The sequence below is a fragment of the Aeromonas sp. 2692-1 genome (assembly GCF_013085505.1).
Taxonomy (GTDB): domain Bacteria; phylum Pseudomonadota; class Gammaproteobacteria; order Enterobacterales; family Aeromonadaceae; genus Aeromonas; species Aeromonas hydrophila.
On sequence record NZ_CP038513.1, the window covers coordinates 1,187,501 to 1,203,894 of the forward strand.

Genomic DNA, 16,394 nt, shown 5'->3' on the forward strand with positions numbered 1-16,394 from the left:
CGCACTACGGTGCGGAAGCCATTGATGCCCTGCTTCCAGGAAAAGCCTCTAAGCTTCAGATTACAAGTCATCGTACCCCAAACCGACACAGGTGGTCGGGTAGAGAATACCAAGGCGCTTGAGAGAACTCGGGTGAAGGAACTAGGCAAAATAGAACCGTAACTTCGGGAGAAGGTTCGCTCTTGACAGTGAAGTCCCTTGCGGATGGAGCAGTTGGGAGTCGCAGTGACCAGATGGCTGGGACTGTTTATCAAAAACACAGCACTCTGCAAACACGAAAGTGGACGTATAGGGTGTGACACCTGCCCGGTGCCGGAAGGTTAATTGATGGGGTTAGCGCAAGCGAAGCTCTTGATCGAAGCCCCGGTAAACGGCGGCCGTAACTATAACGGTCCTAAGGTAGCGAAATTCCTTGTCGGGTAAGTTCCGACCTGCACGAATGGTGTAACCATGGCCATGCTGTCTCCACCCGAGACTCAGTGAAATCGAATTCGCCGTGAAGATGCGGTGTACCCGCGGCTAGACGGAAAGACCCCGTGAACCTTTACTACAGCTTGGCACTGAACATTGAACCTACATGTGTAGGATAGGTGGGAGGCTTTGAAGGCGTGACGCCAGTTGCGCTGGAGCCGTCCTTGAAATACCACCCTTGTATGTTTGATGTTCTAACGCAGGCCCGTGAATCCGGGTCGCGGACAGTGCCTGGTGGGTAGTTTGACTGGGGCGGTCTCCTCCCAAAGAGTAACGGAGGAGCACGAAGGTTGGCTAATCCTGGTCGGACATCAGGAGGTTAGTGCAATGGCATAAGCCAGCTTAACTGCGAGACGGACAGGTCGAGCAGGTACGAAAGTAGGTCATAGTGATCCGGTGGTTCTGAATGGAAGGGCCATCGCTCAACGGATAAAAGGTACTCCGGGGATAACAGGCTGATACCGCCCAAGAGTTCATATCGACGGCGGTGTTTGGCACCTCGATGTCGGCTCATCACATCCTGGGGCTGAAGTCGGTCCCAAGGGTATGGCTGTTCGCCATTTAAAGTGGTACGCGAGCTGGGTTCAGAACGTCGTGAGACAGTTCGGTCCCTATCTGCCGTGGGCGTTGGATGATTGAAGGGAGTTGCTCCTAGTACGAGAGGACCGGAGTGAACGAACCTCTGGTGTTCGGGTTGTCACGCCAGTGGCACTGCCCGGTAGCTAAGTTCGGAATCGATAACCGCTGAAAGCATCTAAGCGGGAAGCGAGCCCTGAGATGAGTCATCCCTGACCCCTTGAGGGTCCTAAAGGGCCGTTGGAGACCACAACGTTGATAGGTGGGGTGTGTAAGCGCGGCGACGTGTTGAGCTAACCCATACTAATTACCCGTGAGGCTTAACCATACAACACCCAAGAAGTGTTTCTGGCCTTGTGACAAATACGAAACTACTTACGTCAGCTTTCACAGATTGAAGAATTTGCCTGGCGGCCATAGCGCCGTGGAACCACCTGAACCCATGCCGAACTCAGAAGTGAAACGCGGTAGCGCCGATGGTAGTGTGGCATTCGCCATGCGAGAGTAGGACACTGCCAGGCACCCAATTAAACAGTTATGCACACATTGCATAATTGGCCGAGAGGATGACACCTCAATGAAGCGGCAGACAATTTAGCAAAAAGCTAACCAGACAGCGGAGCGGTAGTTCAGTCGGTTAGAATACCGGCCTGTCACGCCGGGGGTCGCGGGTTCGAGTCCCGTCCGCTCCGCCACTAACAAGAAGCCCAGTCTAGCGACTGGGCTTTTTTTCGTTTCCGATACCGCACTCATTGCCTCGAATTGCCTCTTTTTTCCTCACGCGGCTCAGTAAAACACGCAGAGCCAGACGGTGGTCATGCCGGGATGGGTCCATTCCACCCTGTGTTTTTGGCGGGCTGGAATATTGATGTGGTCGCCCGGGCCCAGCTGTACACATGACTTGCACTGGGAGCTTTCCTTGATTGAAACACCCTTAAGAAGGTCTGAGTGAATGGAGGGGGGGCTTTGCGGGTGGTTACTTGACCGCCCTGCAGCATCAACCCAGAGCCGCGTTCACAAAGTGTAGGAGGTGAGGGAGGGAGAGTATTCTGGCTGACATTGGGCACCCAGATTGAGGGGGTTCTAGAGCACACAGGATGCGCTGTGGCAGCGAATAGAATCCCATGTCATTGACCCGTTCTGGTACAAAATGCACATAAAGAAAAGGGGACGGCGGCTGCCGTCCCCTCAAGTCATCTAGTCCAGTCCATGAACTGCAACGCTCCCTGCAATCCCTGACTTTATCCTGATCCTTCGGAATATCCCCTTCCCAATCCGTTGAGGTGTCCTGTGGCCATCCTAGCCTGGCAATCGCTCCTGATTGCTGCACTCTCTCCATCCTGGAGGTGTCCGTTACCACATCCCGTGGTGTTCCTTGCGTCATCCTGACAGACAACCATCCGGGTTGTCTCGCTTCATCCTGAAGCTGTCCTGCTCGCTTCCGGCGAGGTCCATATTCTTCCTGAAGAGCAATCATCCTGTTTGCTCTGCCTCATCCCGAGGTGTCCGTAACCACGTCCCGTGGTGTCCTGCAATCCGTTTGATAACCGTCCTGGTTACCGGCCTCATCCTGAGGTGTTCCCTGCCCACACCCTGTGGTTTATTCCCTGCTTATGCGCTGTTTCCGCATCCTGCCGAACCAGCTCCGTCCTTGTGAGACCCATATTAAGGGAACCAGGGGGCGGAACAAGGGAGGCGCCGGCGTTGTTGGCGTGGTGATAACGGATAAATGACCAACCATATGAAGATAAAATCATATAAATCATGGTATTAGTTCGTTTCATTGGAAAGCATATGGATTCAAAGATGGCTTCGCGTACGGTTCGACACAGTGGCCTCTTACAGCTGCCATGGCGGATCTCTTACACGCAAAAACGGGGCGAAAACGATGGTACAAACAGGTTCAATTCGGTGGACAAGACTTAAAAATTAGTTGAATAAATATGCTCAAAAAGAATACAAAAAGCCGGGCTTGGCCCGGCTTTTTTCTGCGGTGGTCAGCTGACGCGGCTACCCGGTGTCGGATATGCCTTGCGCAAGGATTCAGGCGCCAGCACTTCGAGGTTCCCGCTCATGTTGTTGAGCCAAGTACGGAACTCGGGGGTGTCCTGCACCTCGGTTTCTACCACCACGCTGCGCTTGTCGTAGCGAGTCATGCGCGGATTGTGGCCGGGGATCTGGCCGTCGACCAGGGTCGGACAGTTGGCATCGATGCGACCGACGAAGCGGATCGGCCCGCTGACATCCTGATAGCCCTGATCGCGGATCAGCTTCTGGATATTGAAATCCTTTGGCTGGGTCGCGCTGAAGTTGGTCAGCTCCACGTTCTTGATGTGATCGAACGGGATACCGTAGACCTTGGGATCCAGCTCGGACAGGGTGCAGAGCAGGGTCGGCCCTTCCGCCTGGTTCAGGATGCCGAGCGGGTTGATGCGGTCGTAGCAGAGCCATACTGTGCGCTCCTTGATGACCCGTTGGATCTCGGCACTGAACTTGCGACCGCGCCACAATGCATCGCGGATCAGGGTGCTGCGGCGGATCTCCGGGTTGCCGGCAAACGGACGCGGTGACTGGTGTACGCTCTCGAGCCAGCGTTCAGCGAGTTCGCTCTGGCTGTCGCGGATCACCTGGCTGGCCTTGTCGACCAAGGGGTTCAGTTCGGTCAGTACGCTGGCCGGCAGCAGCTGGCTGGCCTGATCGCTCCAGGTTTTCAGCGCCACTGCCAAGGAGAGCGGCATGATGTTGGCAAAATCGTTGAGGCCATGGCGCTCGAAGCACCAGCCGTGTGGTTTGCTGCGTTCATCCGAGGTGAGATCGAACAACCCCATGCCGGACATCTCTTCCAGGTCCCGTTGCACGGTACGCAGACTGACGTGGATGCCTTCTTCTTCCAGTTTTACCTGGAGTTGGCTGGCGGTCAGCTTGTAAGGGCGGTGCGGGATGCAACGCGCCAAGGTCAGTTGTCGTAACAGCTTCTTACTCATGGTGCATGCCTTCACTGGTTTAGCGTTGAGTGTATCCTAGCCATGCCTTGCGACAGTCTATGTCGCAAGTTTTGCTGCGACAACTGTCGCCATTTTCATACAAACCAAGCTAACCACATGATCCTAAACATAATTGCCATCATTTTGGGCAGCAATCGAGGCTTAAAAATGATGAAAATTCACCAAATGAAAGTGCTGCCTTACGGATTTGGGGGAGAGGAAAAAACAGAAATGACGGGGAAACGCAGAATATGATGTGGAGGGGATGGCTCCCCTCCGTCAGGCAGGTACTTTTTGGCAGGATCAGGCCAGCCAGGACAAGGCGGATTTGGTGATGGCGGCGCCCACCATGTAGCCAAATACCGCCAGGGCAGCGAGGCCGGCCACCAGCTTCTGGCTGCGCGCAGGGCGCTTGAGCGCCATGACGCCGAGGCCGATGTAAACCACCAGAGCGATCAGCTTGGCCATCAGCCAGGGTTGTTGGCCCGGGCTCATCTGCAGGGTTACCGCCAGCAGCACTCCGAACAGCAGCAGGAAGGTGTCGTTGACATGAGGCAGGATCTTCAGCCACTTCTGCTGCAGGCGGGCACTGCCACCCAGGGCCAGCAGCCAGCGATAGAGGAACAGCAGCACGCTGACCAGCGCCAGCGTCATGTGCAGGTGTTTGAGCATGGGGTAATAGGCAATCATATTGCTTCCTTGTCGTTGTCGGGCAGACCGCTGTTCCAGTTGTGAGCGTGAATGCGCTCCTGTCCTTCCTGATCGTCTTGCAGCAGATCGGAGAGGATGTCCCGGTATTGCAGGCTCTTGTTGATATAGGTGTGTTCGTCGTCCAGGTAGTTGACCTGTTCCCGCAGCAGCCAGTTGTCGTGCTGCTTGAAGGTCTGGCCGGCCCGCCAGGCCTGGTTGGCCCGAAAGCCGAGCTGGGTCAGGGCTTCCACCCCCAGATCCACGGCAGAACCCAGGGTTTCCCGGTACACGCTGCCCACGCCCTGGCGCAGGATTTCGTGAGCGTGGGGACGATCCTGGGCTCGCGCCAGTATCTTAAGGTGCGGGAAGTGTTTCTTCACCATTTCAATCACTTCGAGTGACGTGGCCGGATCGTTGATGGAAAGCACCAGCAGCTTGGCCTTGTGGGCGCCGGCGGCGTGCAGCAGGTCAAGCCGGCTGGCATCGCCGTAGAACACCTGATAGCCATACTTGCGCAGCATTTCGATCTGGCTTGCATCCTGCTCGAGGATGGTGGTGCCGATGCCGTGGCCGTGCAGCAGACGCCCCACGATCTGACCGAAACGGCCGAAGCCGGCGATGATGACCGGGTGCTCCACCAGCTCCGGCTGCTCGTGCTGTGGCAATTCACTCTGGTTGCGATAGTCGAACCAGGGCTGGATCACTCGATCGTTGAGGATCAACAGCAGCGGCGTCAGCGCCATGGAGAGCGCCACCACCAGGGTCAGCAGGGCGATGGTATCCCCCGGCAGCACCTTGTTCTGGGCGGCGAACGAGAACAGCACGAAGGCGAACTCCCCGCCCTGGGCCAGCGCCAGCCCGAAGGTCCAGCGCTGACTCGGCGAGATGCGAATGGCGAAGCCGAGCGCCATCAGTACCAGCCACTTGAGCACCATCAGGCCGACCACCAGGGCCGGGATCAGCAGCGGGTGCTCGGCAAACAGCCCAAAGTTGATGCCGGCGCCCACCGACATGAAGAAGAGACCGAGCAGCAGCCCCTTGAACGGCTCTATGTCTGCCTCCAGCTCGTGGCGATATTCGCTGTCCGCCAGCACCACGCCGGCGAGGAAGGAGCCGAGAGCGGGGGAGAGGCCGACCGACTCCATCAGCACGGCGATGGCGATCACCAGCAGCAGGGCGGCGGCGACGAAGATCTCCCGCATGTGGGACTGGGCGATGGCGCGGAACACCGGTCGCATCAAGTAATGACCACCCAGCACTATGCCGGAGATGGCAGCCACCACCAGCAGGCCGTGTTGCCAGCCGGCCAGCTCCGAGCTGCCGCTGCTGGCCACCGGCGCGATGGCCAGCAGCGGCAGGATCGCCAGGATGGGAATGACGGCGATGTCCTGGAATAGCAGCACGGCGAAGGCGGCGCGGCCGCTCTCGCTCTGCATCAGTTTGCGCTCCTGCAGGCTCTGCAGCACGATGGCGGTGGAGGAGAGCGCCAGGATGAGGCCGATGGCCAGCCCCTGCTGCCACGGCAGGCCGATGAGGTGGGCCACGCCGGTCAGGGCGGCCGTGGTCAGCAGCACCTGCAGCCCACCGGTGCCGAGGATCGGTCCTTTCAGCTGCCACAGCAGCGCTGGCCTGAGCTCCAGCCCGACCAGAAACAGCATCAGCACCACCCCGAACTCGGCGAAGTGCATCACATCCTTCTGTTCACCCACCAGCCCCAGCAGGAAGGGACCTATGATGATGCCTGCCAGCAGGTAACCGAGCACAGATCCCAGCCCCCAGCGTTTGGCCAGCGGCACCGCGCTCACCGCGGCGGAGAGGTAGATGAAGGCATCGAACAGCAAACCATGTCCCATCAGCGGCTCCTCCGCACAGTGGTGGAGGCCGATGTCGGCAGGCCGGGCCGTCGCCCGGATCGAGAGCGGGTCATGAGAGTACCTCCAGCAGATCGCGCAGGTAGGGGCTGCCGGCAAGCTGGGCTGGGGTCAGCTGTTCGTCGCGCAGGGCACACAGCAGCTGGCGATAGTCCTGGCCGCAGCGGCGCAGCGCCTCCTGATCCCGGATCTTGTGAAAGGAGTGCAGCACGAATGGCGGCAACCAGCTCATGCCGCACAACTGGGCCGTCTGCCGGAACGGCAGCAGAAAGTCGAGCAGCGGGCGCTGGTTGTAGCCTTCACTGCAATAAGACTCGGGGGCGCCGCCGGTGGTGATGGCCGACAGCCACTGCTTGCCGTTGAGGGCGTGGGCTTCCGGGCCGTAGGCGTAGCCATACTCCAGCACCAGATCCATCCACTCCTTCATGATGGCGGGGCAGGAGTACCAGTAGAAGGGGTGCTGGAAGACAATGATGTCGTGTTCAGACAGCAGGGCCTGCTCCCGCTTCACGTTGATGAACATGTTGGGGTAGTGCTGGTAGAGGTCGTGCAGGGTGACGCCTTCCAGACCGTCGATGGCCTGCAGCAGCTGTTTGTTGGCCCGGGAGCTCTGCAGCGCCGGGTGTGAAAAGATAACCAGAATGCGTTTCATGGGTTCCTGATCTGAAGAGGGGCCAAATACCGGTGCAAGCGACCGGCGAAAAAAAAGATGCATTGAGCAGCGACGTTATCAAGAAGCGCCATGGCTCGCCAGTTCCGGGATCAGCTCGCGCAGCGCCGGATTGAGGGTCTGGTGGGCGGGATAGCAGAGGCCGATGCGCCGGAACATCCGTGGCCCGCGCACCGGTACGGTGCACAGACCCGCTTCGTCCTCCACCAGGCCGTCCGGCAGAAAGCTGATGCCGACCCCGGCCAGCACCAGCGCCATCACCAGCCCCTTGCTCTCGGCCTTGGCCACCAGATTGAGGGTGAGCCGGTCACAGGCCAGCAGACCTATGGTCTGCTGATGGGCTTCGCAGGGAGGGCACTCAATAAAATCATAATGTTGTAGCTCGGCCAACTCGAGTTGCTGGCGGCTGGCGAGGGGATGGTCGCTTCGCACGCACAAGACATAATCCTCCTCCCACAGCGGCAGGAAGATCTCGTCTTCGCGGCGCAGGGCATCCAGGGTCAGCCGACAGTCGGCAGGCGTTCCGTAATCTGAGAGGGTGAGATCCAGCTCGGGCAGCACTGCCTGCACCTGCTGCAGCAATTCCGCCACCCGCCGCCGGCTCAGGTCCGGCATGATGGCCATGTTGAGCCGCGCACGCGTCGCCTTCTGGCGAAACAGCGCCGGCAGCCGGCGCGCCTCTTCCACCAGCTTGACCGCGTGGGGATAGAGGTAATGGGCCTGATCCCTGGCCGCCACCCCCTTCTTGCCCCGGATGAACAGGCTGTCACCCAGGGTCTCTTCCAGCTGACGCAGCCCCGCCGAGAGGGAGGGCTGACTGACGTGGCAGCGTTCGGCCGCCGCCGTGATGTTCTTCTCTTCATAGATGGCGATGAAGAAGCGCAGCAGTCTCAGATCCAGCATAAGCCCAACCATAGTTTTTTCAGATGATAACCAGCAGAAAACAATATTTATCACTGATGGATGCAGTGACTATAGTGATCCCGTTCCGTGCTGGCCAGCCGCTTGTTTGCTCAAACCGACTCTTGAATCAGAAGGAAAACATCATGTCCAAGCCTCTCGTCGTGATCACCGGCGCCTCCGCCGGGATCGGTGCCGCCATCGCCCGCGCCTTCTCCGCCGCCGGCCATCCGCTGCTGCTGCTGGCCCGCCGGGTCGAGCCCATGCAGGCGCTGGCGCTGCCCGATACCCTCTGCATCGGGGTCGATGTGACCGACACCGCCGCCATGAAGGCCGCCATCCAGCAGGCCGAGGTGCAATTCGGCCCGGTTGGCTGTCTGGTCAACAATGCCGGCGTCATGCTGCTGGGACAGGCCGATGTGCAGGACCCGGCGGAGTGGCAGCAGATGCTCAACATCAACGTGATGGGGGTGTTGAACGGTGTTCACGCCGTGCTGGCCGGCATGAAGGCCCGCCGCAGCGGCACCATCATCAACATCAGCTCCATCGCTGGTCGCAAGACCTTCCCGAACCATGCCGCCTACTGCGCCACCAAGTTCGCGGTGCACGCCCTGACCGAGAACATCCGGGAAGAGGTGGCCGATGTCGGCGTGCGGATGGTGACCATAGCCCCGGGCGCGGTGGAAACCGAGCTGCTCAGCCACACCACGGACGAGAGCATCAAGGCCGGCTACCACGACTGGAAGGATCAGATGGGAGGCGTCATTGCGCCTGAGGTGATCGCCGACGCCGTGCTCTATGCATGGAGCCAGCCGGCCAATGTCTGCGTGCGCGAGATCGTGCTGGCGGCGACCCGTCAGCAACCTTGATGGCGGCTGACGGGAAGCGGGGGAGGGCTTGACCCTCCCCCTGGGCCAAGGGTTACCATAGGCCACCTTTCGTCAATGAGTCGTCTCATGGTTCTGACCCGTCGCCAACTCGCTCGCGCCCGCCGCTGGCTCCCCCTGTGGAGTCTGCTGATGGTGCTGATGTCGTTTGGCAGCCGGGCGGCGACCGATCTCTGTACCTTGACGCCTCATTGCAGCCAGAGCGAACGTACCCTAGAGAAGGCAATGCCCTGCGGCAGCTTCACCTCGGCGCTCGCCATGACGGTGCTCACCGGCGACAGCCTGACGGTTGCCATGCTGGAACCCGATACCCCGGATTTCATCTCCCCCTCCCAGTTCATGCCGGATGTTCCGACCGACCGGCTGGAGCGTCCGCCCCGTCATCTCGGTTGAGTCGAGTCCCCCTGTTTTTTTGGGCATTTCTTCTTATCCGAGGTGAGTTATGTACAAGTCCCTGTTATTGGCCGTGCTGGCCGGTACCGTCAGTTTTTCTGCTCTGGCAACCGAGCAGATGACCGTCTACAAGTCCCAGTATTGCGGCTGCTGCAAGACCTGGATCAAGCACATGGAGGAGAACGGCTTTGAGGTCAAGGTCGTCGAAACCGAGCAGCTTGAACCGGTCAAGCAGCAGTACGGCATCACTCCGCAGCTGGCTTCCTGCCACACCGGGGTGGTGAACGGCTATGTGGTGGAGGGGCATGTACCCGCCGCCGACGTGCAGAAGCTGCTCAAGGAAAAACCGGCGATCCGCGGCCTGACCATTCCGGGCATGCCCCAGAGTGCGCCAGGCATGGATATTCCGGGTCAGCCCTATCAGGTGCTGAGCATCAGCAACGAGGGCGCGACCAAAGTCTGGTCGAGCTACCCCGGCTGATGAAAACTGGCCGTGAGCAGACACACTTCCATCATGTGAGGCACACCTGAGCGAGCCCGTGTCGCTCACGGTCAGGTATGGGGGCCGCCATCGCGAGATGGCGGCCCTTTTACATCAGGGCGCGGGAGAACTTGCAACTGAAGGCGACAAGGGGCAGATTGATCCCCTGTCCAAGGAGCCAAGGCTCAGGTCCGCCAACCCTTTTACAGCGCAAAGGATGCGACATGTTCACCTTTTCCCGAGGGCTTCTGCTGCTGGTTTGTCTGGCCGCCGTTCCCTGTTCATATGCCAATGATGAGTCCGCCATGCCCACAAGCGACACCCTGATCCAGCCTCCCGTGGCCGCCAAACACCCTCACGCCATCAAGAAACACGGGGATACCCGGGTTGACAACTACTACTGGCTGCGCGATGACGAGCGCCAGAAACCCGAGGTGCTGGCCTACCTAGAGGCCGAAAACGCCTACACCGACGCCATGCTCAAACCGATCAAGCCGCTGCGCGACCAGCTCTATCAGGAGATGGTGGCCCGCATTCCGCAGCAGGACGAGTCGGTGCCCTACGCGAAGAACGGCTATCGCTACCAGACCCGCTACGAGCCGGGCAAGGAGTACGCCATCTATTCGCGCAGCAAGCTGGGTGAAGAGGCTGCGAGCTTGCTGCTGGACGGCAACCAGCGCGCCGAAGGCCACGAGTTCTACGCCCTGGGGGCACTCGAGGTGAGCCGCAACAATCGCTGGCTGGCGGTGGCGGAAGATTTTCTCTCCCGCCGTCAGTACCAGATCCAGTTCCTCGATCTGGAGAGCGGCAAATGGGCCGCCGACACGCTGGAGAACACCTCCGGCAATCTGGTCTGGGCCAACGACAGCAAGACGGTGTTCTACGTGCGCAAGCACCCCAAGACGCTGCTGCCCTACCAGGTCTATCGCCACGAGCTGGGCACGGATCCAGCCAAGGATCAGCTGGTCTATGAGGAGAAGGACGACTCCTTCTATGTGAGCCTCTACGCCACCACCTCGGAAGATTTCATCGTCATCGCCCTCTCCAGCACCACCTCAGGCGAGGCGCGCCTCATCGATGCCAACGTGCCGACCCAGGCGCCGCGGCTGTTCCTGCCGCGCCAGGTGGATCACGAATACAGCCTGGATCACTACCGTGGCCGCTTCTATGTGCGCTCCAACAAGGACGGCAAGAACTTCGGCCTTTACGAGACCAAGGAGAGCCCGGTGGATCGCTGGAAGGCGGTGATCGCCCCCAATCCGGACGTGCTGCTGGAGAGCTATGCCCTGTTCAAGGAGTGGCTGGTGCTGGAGGAGCGCAGTCAGGGGCTGACCCGGCTGCGCCAGGTCAACTGGCAGAGTGGCGAGCAGAAGGAGATCGCCTTCGACGATCCGGCCTATGTCACCTGGCTCGCCTACAACCCGGAGCCGGATACCAGCGCGCTGCGCTATGGTTACTCCTCCATGACCACCCCCTCGTCCACCTACGAGCTCGATCTGAACAGCGGCAAGCGCACCCTGCTCAAGCAGCAGCCGGTGGCGGGCTTCAAGGCCGACCAATATGCCAGCGAGCGGCTCTGGATCACCGCCCGTGACGGCGTGGCCGTGCCGGTGTCGCTGGTCTATCGCAAGGACAAGTTCAAGCAAGCGGGGGCCAGCGCGCACACCAATCCGCTGCTGGTCTACGGCTACGGCTCCTACGGTGCCAGCATGGACCCGGATTTCAGCAGCGCCCGGTTGAGCCTGCTGGACCGCGGCTTCGTCTACGCCATCGCCCACATTCGTGGCGGCGAGGAGCTGGGGCGCCACTGGTACGAAGATGGCAAGCTGCTGAAAAAGCAGAACACCTTCAACGACTTCATCGACGTGACCGAGGCGCTGGTGGCACAGGGCTACGGCGCCAAGGATCAGGTCTACGCCATGGGCGGCAGCGCCGGCGGCCTGCTGATGGGGGCCGTCATCAATCAGGCGCCCCAGCTCTATCGCGGCGTGGTGGCCCAGGTGCCGTTCGTCGACGTGGTCACCACCATGCTGGACGAGTCCATTCCCCTCACCACCGGGGAGTACGACGAGTGGGGCAACCCGAACCAGAAGCGCTACTACGACTACATGAAGGCCTACAGCCCCTACGATCAGGTCAAGGCACAGGCCTATCCCAATCTGCTGGTGACCACCGGCTTGCACGATTCCCAGGTGCAGTACTGGGAGCCGGCCAAGTGGGTCGCCAAGCTGCGTGAGCTGAAGACGGATGATAACAAGTTGTTGCTGAGCACCGACATGGACGCCGGCCACGGCGGCAAGTCGGGTCGCTTCAAAGCTTACGAGGATATCGCGCTGGAGTTCGCGTTTATTCTGGATCTGGCCAAGCCACAAGCATAAGTCACCACAGTTGCAGCCCTTGCCAGTCAAGGGCTGCAAAAGAATCTCCCTCCTCCCGCTCTGTCTGCCGACCGGTAGCACATTCAATTAATCTCCGATCAGCAAATTAATGATCGGCTTCAAATTTCTCGTCATCCATATCCATCATTTTGTGTTTTTGTTTGATTTATGTTGGCGCCGTGTGCTTAATCGAAGCCGTTATGACTCTTTAATTGGCCCCCTCGGGGCCAATTATCTTCGGTTGGCATGAAGCCGACTGTCTCACCACAGGATGCTGGTGGCTTTTTGGGGAACGTTCGCCGTTCACCCGATTCCTCATATCGAGGTCATGGGCAACCGCCGACGCAGAACGGTGGTTTGTCCGGCATTCGCCCGTGGAACGGGCGAGCTGAATCAATCAAAAAGGATGAACAACATGAAAGGATTATCCCTGGCGTGTGCCCTGTCGGCTGTCCTGGCCGGCGTCTCGTTCGGTGGCCCGGTGCAGGCGCAGGAGCGCTTCGTGACCATAGGCACCGGTGGTCAGACCGGTGTCTACTACGTGGCGGGCCAGTCCATCTGCCGCTTCCTCAATCGCGGCGCCGCCGATCACCAGATCAAGTGCAACGCCCCGGCCAGCGGTGGCGGGGTGGCCAACGTCAACGGCATCCGCAGCGGTGAATTCAACTTCGGCATCATGCAGTCCGACCATCAGTACAAGGCGATGAAGGGGCTGCCGCCGTTCCAGGCCGAGGGGGCCATGGACGACATGCGCGCCGTCTTCTCCCTGCAGAGCGAGGTGTTCACCATCCTGGCCCGCAAGGACGCCAAGATCGCCGGCTTTGACGATCTCAAGGGCAAGCGGGTCAACATCGGCAACCCGGGCTCCGGCCAGCGCGACACCTTTGAAGAGATCATGGCGGTGAAGGGCTGGAAGAAGGGCGACTTCGGCCTGGTCTCCGAGCTCAAGCCGGCCGAGCAGGCCTCGGCATTGGGTGACAACAACATCGACGCCATGAGCTACTTCGTCGGTCACCCCAATGGCGCCATCCAGGAAGCCTCCACCACCACCGATGCCGTGCTGGTCCCGGTCACCGGCGCCGACATCGACAAGCTGCTGGCCGAGAAGAGCTACTACAGCAAGGCCGAGATCCCGGGCGGCATCTACAAGGGCAGCGACCAGCCGACCCCGTCCATCGGCGGCAAGGCGGTACTCTCCACCAGTGCCAAGGCGGATCCGGAAGTGGTCTATCAACTGGTGAAGTCGGTGTTCGACAACCTGGATCGTTTCAAGCGCCTGCACCCGGCCTTCGCCGACCTGAAAGAGGCCGACATGATCAAGGTGGGTCTCTCCGCCCCGCTGCATGAAGGGGCTGCCCGCTACTACAAAGAGCGCGGCTGGCTCTGATAGCGGGCCCAAGGGCCGCTGTCACTCTCTTCGACACCCGCCTGCCGCAGCCCGTGGCAGCGGGTGTCGTGTCGTTGTACTCGTTGGCACAAGTTAACCCCTATGCAAGATAAACAACTCTCTACCGAGGAACTGATCGCCCAGGATGTGGGGGCGCGTCTGCCGCTCGGCATCATGGGTGGGTGCATCACCACCCTGGCGCTCGCCTGGTCGCTGTTCCAGCTCTGGATCGCTTCGCCGCTGCCCTTCATGCTGGGCTTCGGCGTGCTCAATGACACCGAGACCCGTGCCATTCACCTCACCTTCGCCCTGCTGCTGGCCTACCTGGTGTTCCCGGCCTTTCGCCGCTCGCCGCGCGACCGGGTGCCGCTCGGCGATCTGGCGCTCGGGCTGGTGGCCGCCGGCGCCGCCTCCTATCTGTTCGTGATGTACGAGGCGCTGGCCCAGCGGCCAGGCAACCTCACCACCGCCGATCTGGTGACTGCCTGCATCGGCATCCCGCTGCTGCTGGAAGCCGCCCGCCGCGCCTTGGGGCCGGCCCTGGCGGTGATCGCCCTGGTGTTTCTCGCCTACAGCCTGGCGGGGCCCTGGATGCCGGGCCTGCTGGCCCACCGCGGGGTGAGCTTTACCGCGCTGGCCAATCACCAGTGGATCACTACCGAGGGGGTGTTCGGCATCGCCCTCGGCGTCTCCACCAGCTTCGTGTTCCTGTTCGTGCTGTTCGGTGCCCTGCTGGAGCGGGCCGGTGCCGGCCACTACTTCATCCAGCTCGCCTTCAGCCTGCTCGGTCACCTGCGCGGTGGCCCGGCCAAGGCGGCGGTGGTGGCCTCCGGCCTGACCGGCCTCATCTCCGGCTCCTCCATCGCCAACGTGGTCACCACCGGCACCTTTACCATTCCCATGATGAAGAAGGTGGGGTTCAGCGCCGAGAAGGCGGGGGCGGTGGAAGTGGCCTCCTCGGTCAACGGCCAGATCATGCCGCCGGTGATGGGGGCTGCGGCCTTCCTGATGGTGGAGTACGTGGGCATTCCCTACGTCGAGATCATCAAGCACGCCTTCCTGCCGGCGACCATCTCCTACATAGCGCTGCTCTACATCGTCCATCTGGAGGCGCTCAAGCTCGGCATGCAGCCCATCGGCGACCATCAGCCCAAGCCCTGGCTGCACCGCTTGACCGGCTTTGCCTTTGGCGCCGCCCTGATCAGCGGGCTGTCGATGGCGGTCTACTACGGCCTGGGCTGGCTCAAGCCGGCGCTGGGCGACTATGCCCTGCCCGGTATCGCCCTGCTGCTGGCCGCCACCTATCTGGGGCTGCTGAAGATTGCCGCCAGCAACGAGCCGCTGGCGGCGGAGGATCCGGACAAGCCGCTGACCGAGCTGCCCAACACCCGTACCGTGCTGCTCTCCGGCCTGCACTTCCTGCTGCCGGTGGTGGTACTGGTGTGGTGCCTGATGGTGGAGCGCCTCTCGCCCGGGTTGTCGGCCTTCTGGGGCACCGTCATGCTGGTGATCATACTGCTGACCCAGCGGCCGCTGCTCAACTGGCTGCGCAGCGATGGCCGGCACGATTACGGCTCCCTGCAGGACGGCTTGATCGATCTGCGGGAGGGGCTGGTGGCCGGTGCCCGCAACATGATCGGCATCGGCATCGCCACCGCCACGGCGGGGATCATCGTCGGTGCCGTCTCCCAGACCGGGGTTGGCCTGGTGCTGGCGGATCTGGTGGAGATGCTCTCCATGGGCAACCTGCTGCTGATGCTGCTGCTGACCGCCCTGCTGAGCCTCATCCTCGGCATGGGGCTGCCCACCACGGCCAACTACATCGTGGTCTCCAGCCTGCTGGCGCCGGTGGTGGTGACGCTCGGGCAGCAGAACGGGCTGATCGTGCCGCTCATCGCGGTGCACCTGTTCGTCTTCTACTTCGGCATCATGGCCGACGTGACGCCGCCGGTGGGGCTTGCCTCGTTCGCGGCGGCGGCCGTCTCCAAGGGCGATCCCATCAAGACCGGCATCACCGCCTTCTACTACAGCCTGCGGACCGCGGCGCTGCCGTTCCTGTTCATCTTCAACACCGACCTGCTGCTGATCGACGTGGACTTTGCCCACGGGGTGCTGATCTTCATGGTGGCCACCGTTGCCATGCTGATCTTCGCCGCCGCCACCCAGGGTCATTTCCTGGTGAAGAGTCGCTGGTACGAAAGCGTGCTGCTGTTGCTGGTGGCCTTCACCCTGTTCCGCCCCGGTTTCTGGATGGACATGGTGCACGATCCCTATCGCGAGACGCCGCCGGCCCAGCTGGCCCAGACCCTGGGCGAGGTGGAGGCGGAGAGCACCTTGCGGCTGCGGATCCAGGGTGAGGATGCGGTGGGCAAGCTGCGTCAGTCGACCGTGCTGCTGGCGGTGCCGGCAGGGGAGGACGGGGCAGCCCGCCTCGCCAGCCTGGGGCTCGCGCTCTATGAGCAGGATGGCAAGACCCTGATCGACAGCGTCACCTTCGGCAGTCCGGCGGCGGCAGCCGGCATGGAGTTTGATCAGGAGATCCTGGTGGTCAAGGCCCCCACCGAGCGCTGGCGCAAGGAGCTGATGTGGCTGCCCGGCTTCCTGCTGTTTGCGTTGATCGTCTGGCTGCAGCGGCGCCGGGTGGTGCGAGCATAACCAGGGTCAATAAAAACGGCGCCATCATGGCGCCGTTTTCATGCTCCCCGC

General features: G+C 61.1%; 11 protein-coding genes, 1 tRNA gene, 2 rRNA genes and 1 pseudogene (1 of these 15 cut by a window edge). 9 read left to right on the forward strand and 6 right to left on the reverse strand.

The genetic code is table 11. The features are described from left to right. From E5E97_RS05860 to E5E97_RS05870, 3 genes are all read left to right on the forward strand, one after another. Positions 1–1,375, forward strand: a 23S ribosomal RNA gene (locus E5E97_RS05860) (it extends 1,514 nt beyond the left edge of the window). A gap of 78 nt (positions 1,376–1,453) precedes the next feature. After that, positions 1,454–1,568: ribosomal RNA gene (rrf, locus tag E5E97_RS05865) — 5S ribosomal RNA — on the forward strand. A 97-nt stretch (positions 1,569–1,665) separates the two neighbouring features. Next, positions 1,666–1,742: transfer RNA gene (locus E5E97_RS05870), tRNA-Asp, on the forward strand. Positions 1,743–1,833: 91 nt separating this feature from the next. Here E5E97_RS05870 and E5E97_RS23750 read toward each other — a convergent pair. The 6 genes and pseudogenes from E5E97_RS23750 to E5E97_RS05895 all read right to left on the reverse strand — a co-directional run. Continuing rightward, positions 1,834–1,959 (reverse strand): annotated as a pseudogene (locus tag E5E97_RS23750) (phosphoribosylaminoimidazole carboxylase); the annotation flags it as partial. Positions 1,960–3,044: 1,085 nt separating this feature from the next. After that, positions 3,045–4,031 (reverse strand): YafY family protein, encoded by a 987-nt coding sequence (locus tag E5E97_RS05875; RefSeq protein ID WP_005308002.1) that lies wholly within the window; start codon positions 4,029–4,031, stop codon positions 3,045–3,047. 303 nt (positions 4,032–4,334) lie between these two features. Continuing rightward, positions 4,335–4,721: a SirB2 family protein gene (locus E5E97_RS05880; protein WP_016349116.1), complete on the reverse strand. Its 387-nt coding sequence runs from the start codon at positions 4,719–4,721 to the stop codon at positions 4,335–4,337. Beyond that, a complete protein-coding gene (locus E5E97_RS05885; protein ID WP_118882091.1) occupies positions 4,718–6,574 on the reverse strand; it encodes a monovalent cation:proton antiporter-2 (CPA2) family protein in 1,857 nt (618 codons plus the stop codon). The genes E5E97_RS05880 and E5E97_RS05885 overlap by 4 nt, the downstream gene beginning before the upstream one ends. A 70-nt stretch (positions 6,575–6,644) precedes the next feature. Then, complete coding sequence (locus E5E97_RS05890) at positions 6,645–7,244, reverse strand: NAD(P)H-dependent oxidoreductase (RefSeq protein ID WP_016349118.1); 600 nt, start codon at positions 7,242–7,244, stop codon at positions 6,645–6,647. Positions 7,245–7,322: 78 nt separating this feature from the next. Then, a complete protein-coding gene (locus E5E97_RS05895; RefSeq protein WP_024946235.1) occupies positions 7,323–8,165 on the reverse strand; it encodes a LysR family transcriptional regulator in 843 nt (280 codons plus the stop codon). Between the two features lie 143 nt (positions 8,166–8,308). On the opposite strand from E5E97_RS05895, the gene E5E97_RS05900 reads away from it, so the two are divergent. The 6 genes from E5E97_RS05900 to E5E97_RS05925 all read left to right on the forward strand — a co-directional run bounded on the left by E5E97_RS05900 (position 8,309) and on the right by E5E97_RS05925 (position 16,343). Then, complete coding sequence (locus E5E97_RS05900; protein ID WP_162902062.1) at positions 8,309–9,031, forward strand: SDR family oxidoreductase; 723 nt, start codon at positions 8,309–8,311, stop codon at positions 9,029–9,031. A gap of 87 nt (positions 9,032–9,118) precedes the next feature. After that, on the forward strand, positions 9,119–9,442 hold the full coding sequence (locus E5E97_RS05905; RefSeq protein WP_011704326.1) for a hypothetical protein: 324 nt from the start codon (positions 9,119–9,121) through the stop codon (positions 9,440–9,442). A gap of 49 nt (positions 9,443–9,491) precedes the next feature. Further along, the gene (locus tag E5E97_RS05910) at positions 9,492–9,923 is read left to right on the forward strand and encodes a DUF411 domain-containing protein (protein WP_011704327.1); all 432 of its coding nucleotides are present in this window, start codon (positions 9,492–9,494) and stop codon (positions 9,921–9,923) included. Between the two features lie 224 nt (positions 9,924–10,147). Beyond that, positions 10,148–12,301: a S9 family peptidase gene (locus E5E97_RS05915; RefSeq protein ID WP_162902061.1), complete on the forward strand. Its 2,154-nt coding sequence runs from the start codon at positions 10,148–10,150 to the stop codon at positions 12,299–12,301. A gap of 415 nt (positions 12,302–12,716) precedes the next feature. After that, positions 12,717–13,688 carry a TAXI family TRAP transporter solute-binding subunit gene (locus tag E5E97_RS05920; protein WP_016349123.1) on the forward strand — a complete coding sequence of 324 codons (972 nt, stop codon included), beginning with the start codon at positions 12,717–12,719 and terminating at the stop codon, positions 13,686–13,688. Between the two features lie 102 nt (positions 13,689–13,790). Further along, positions 13,791–16,343, forward strand: a complete 2,553-nt coding sequence (locus tag E5E97_RS05925; protein WP_118882087.1) for a TRAP transporter permease — start codon at positions 13,791–13,793, stop codon at positions 16,341–16,343. Positions 16,344–16,394 lie beyond the last annotated feature (51 nt).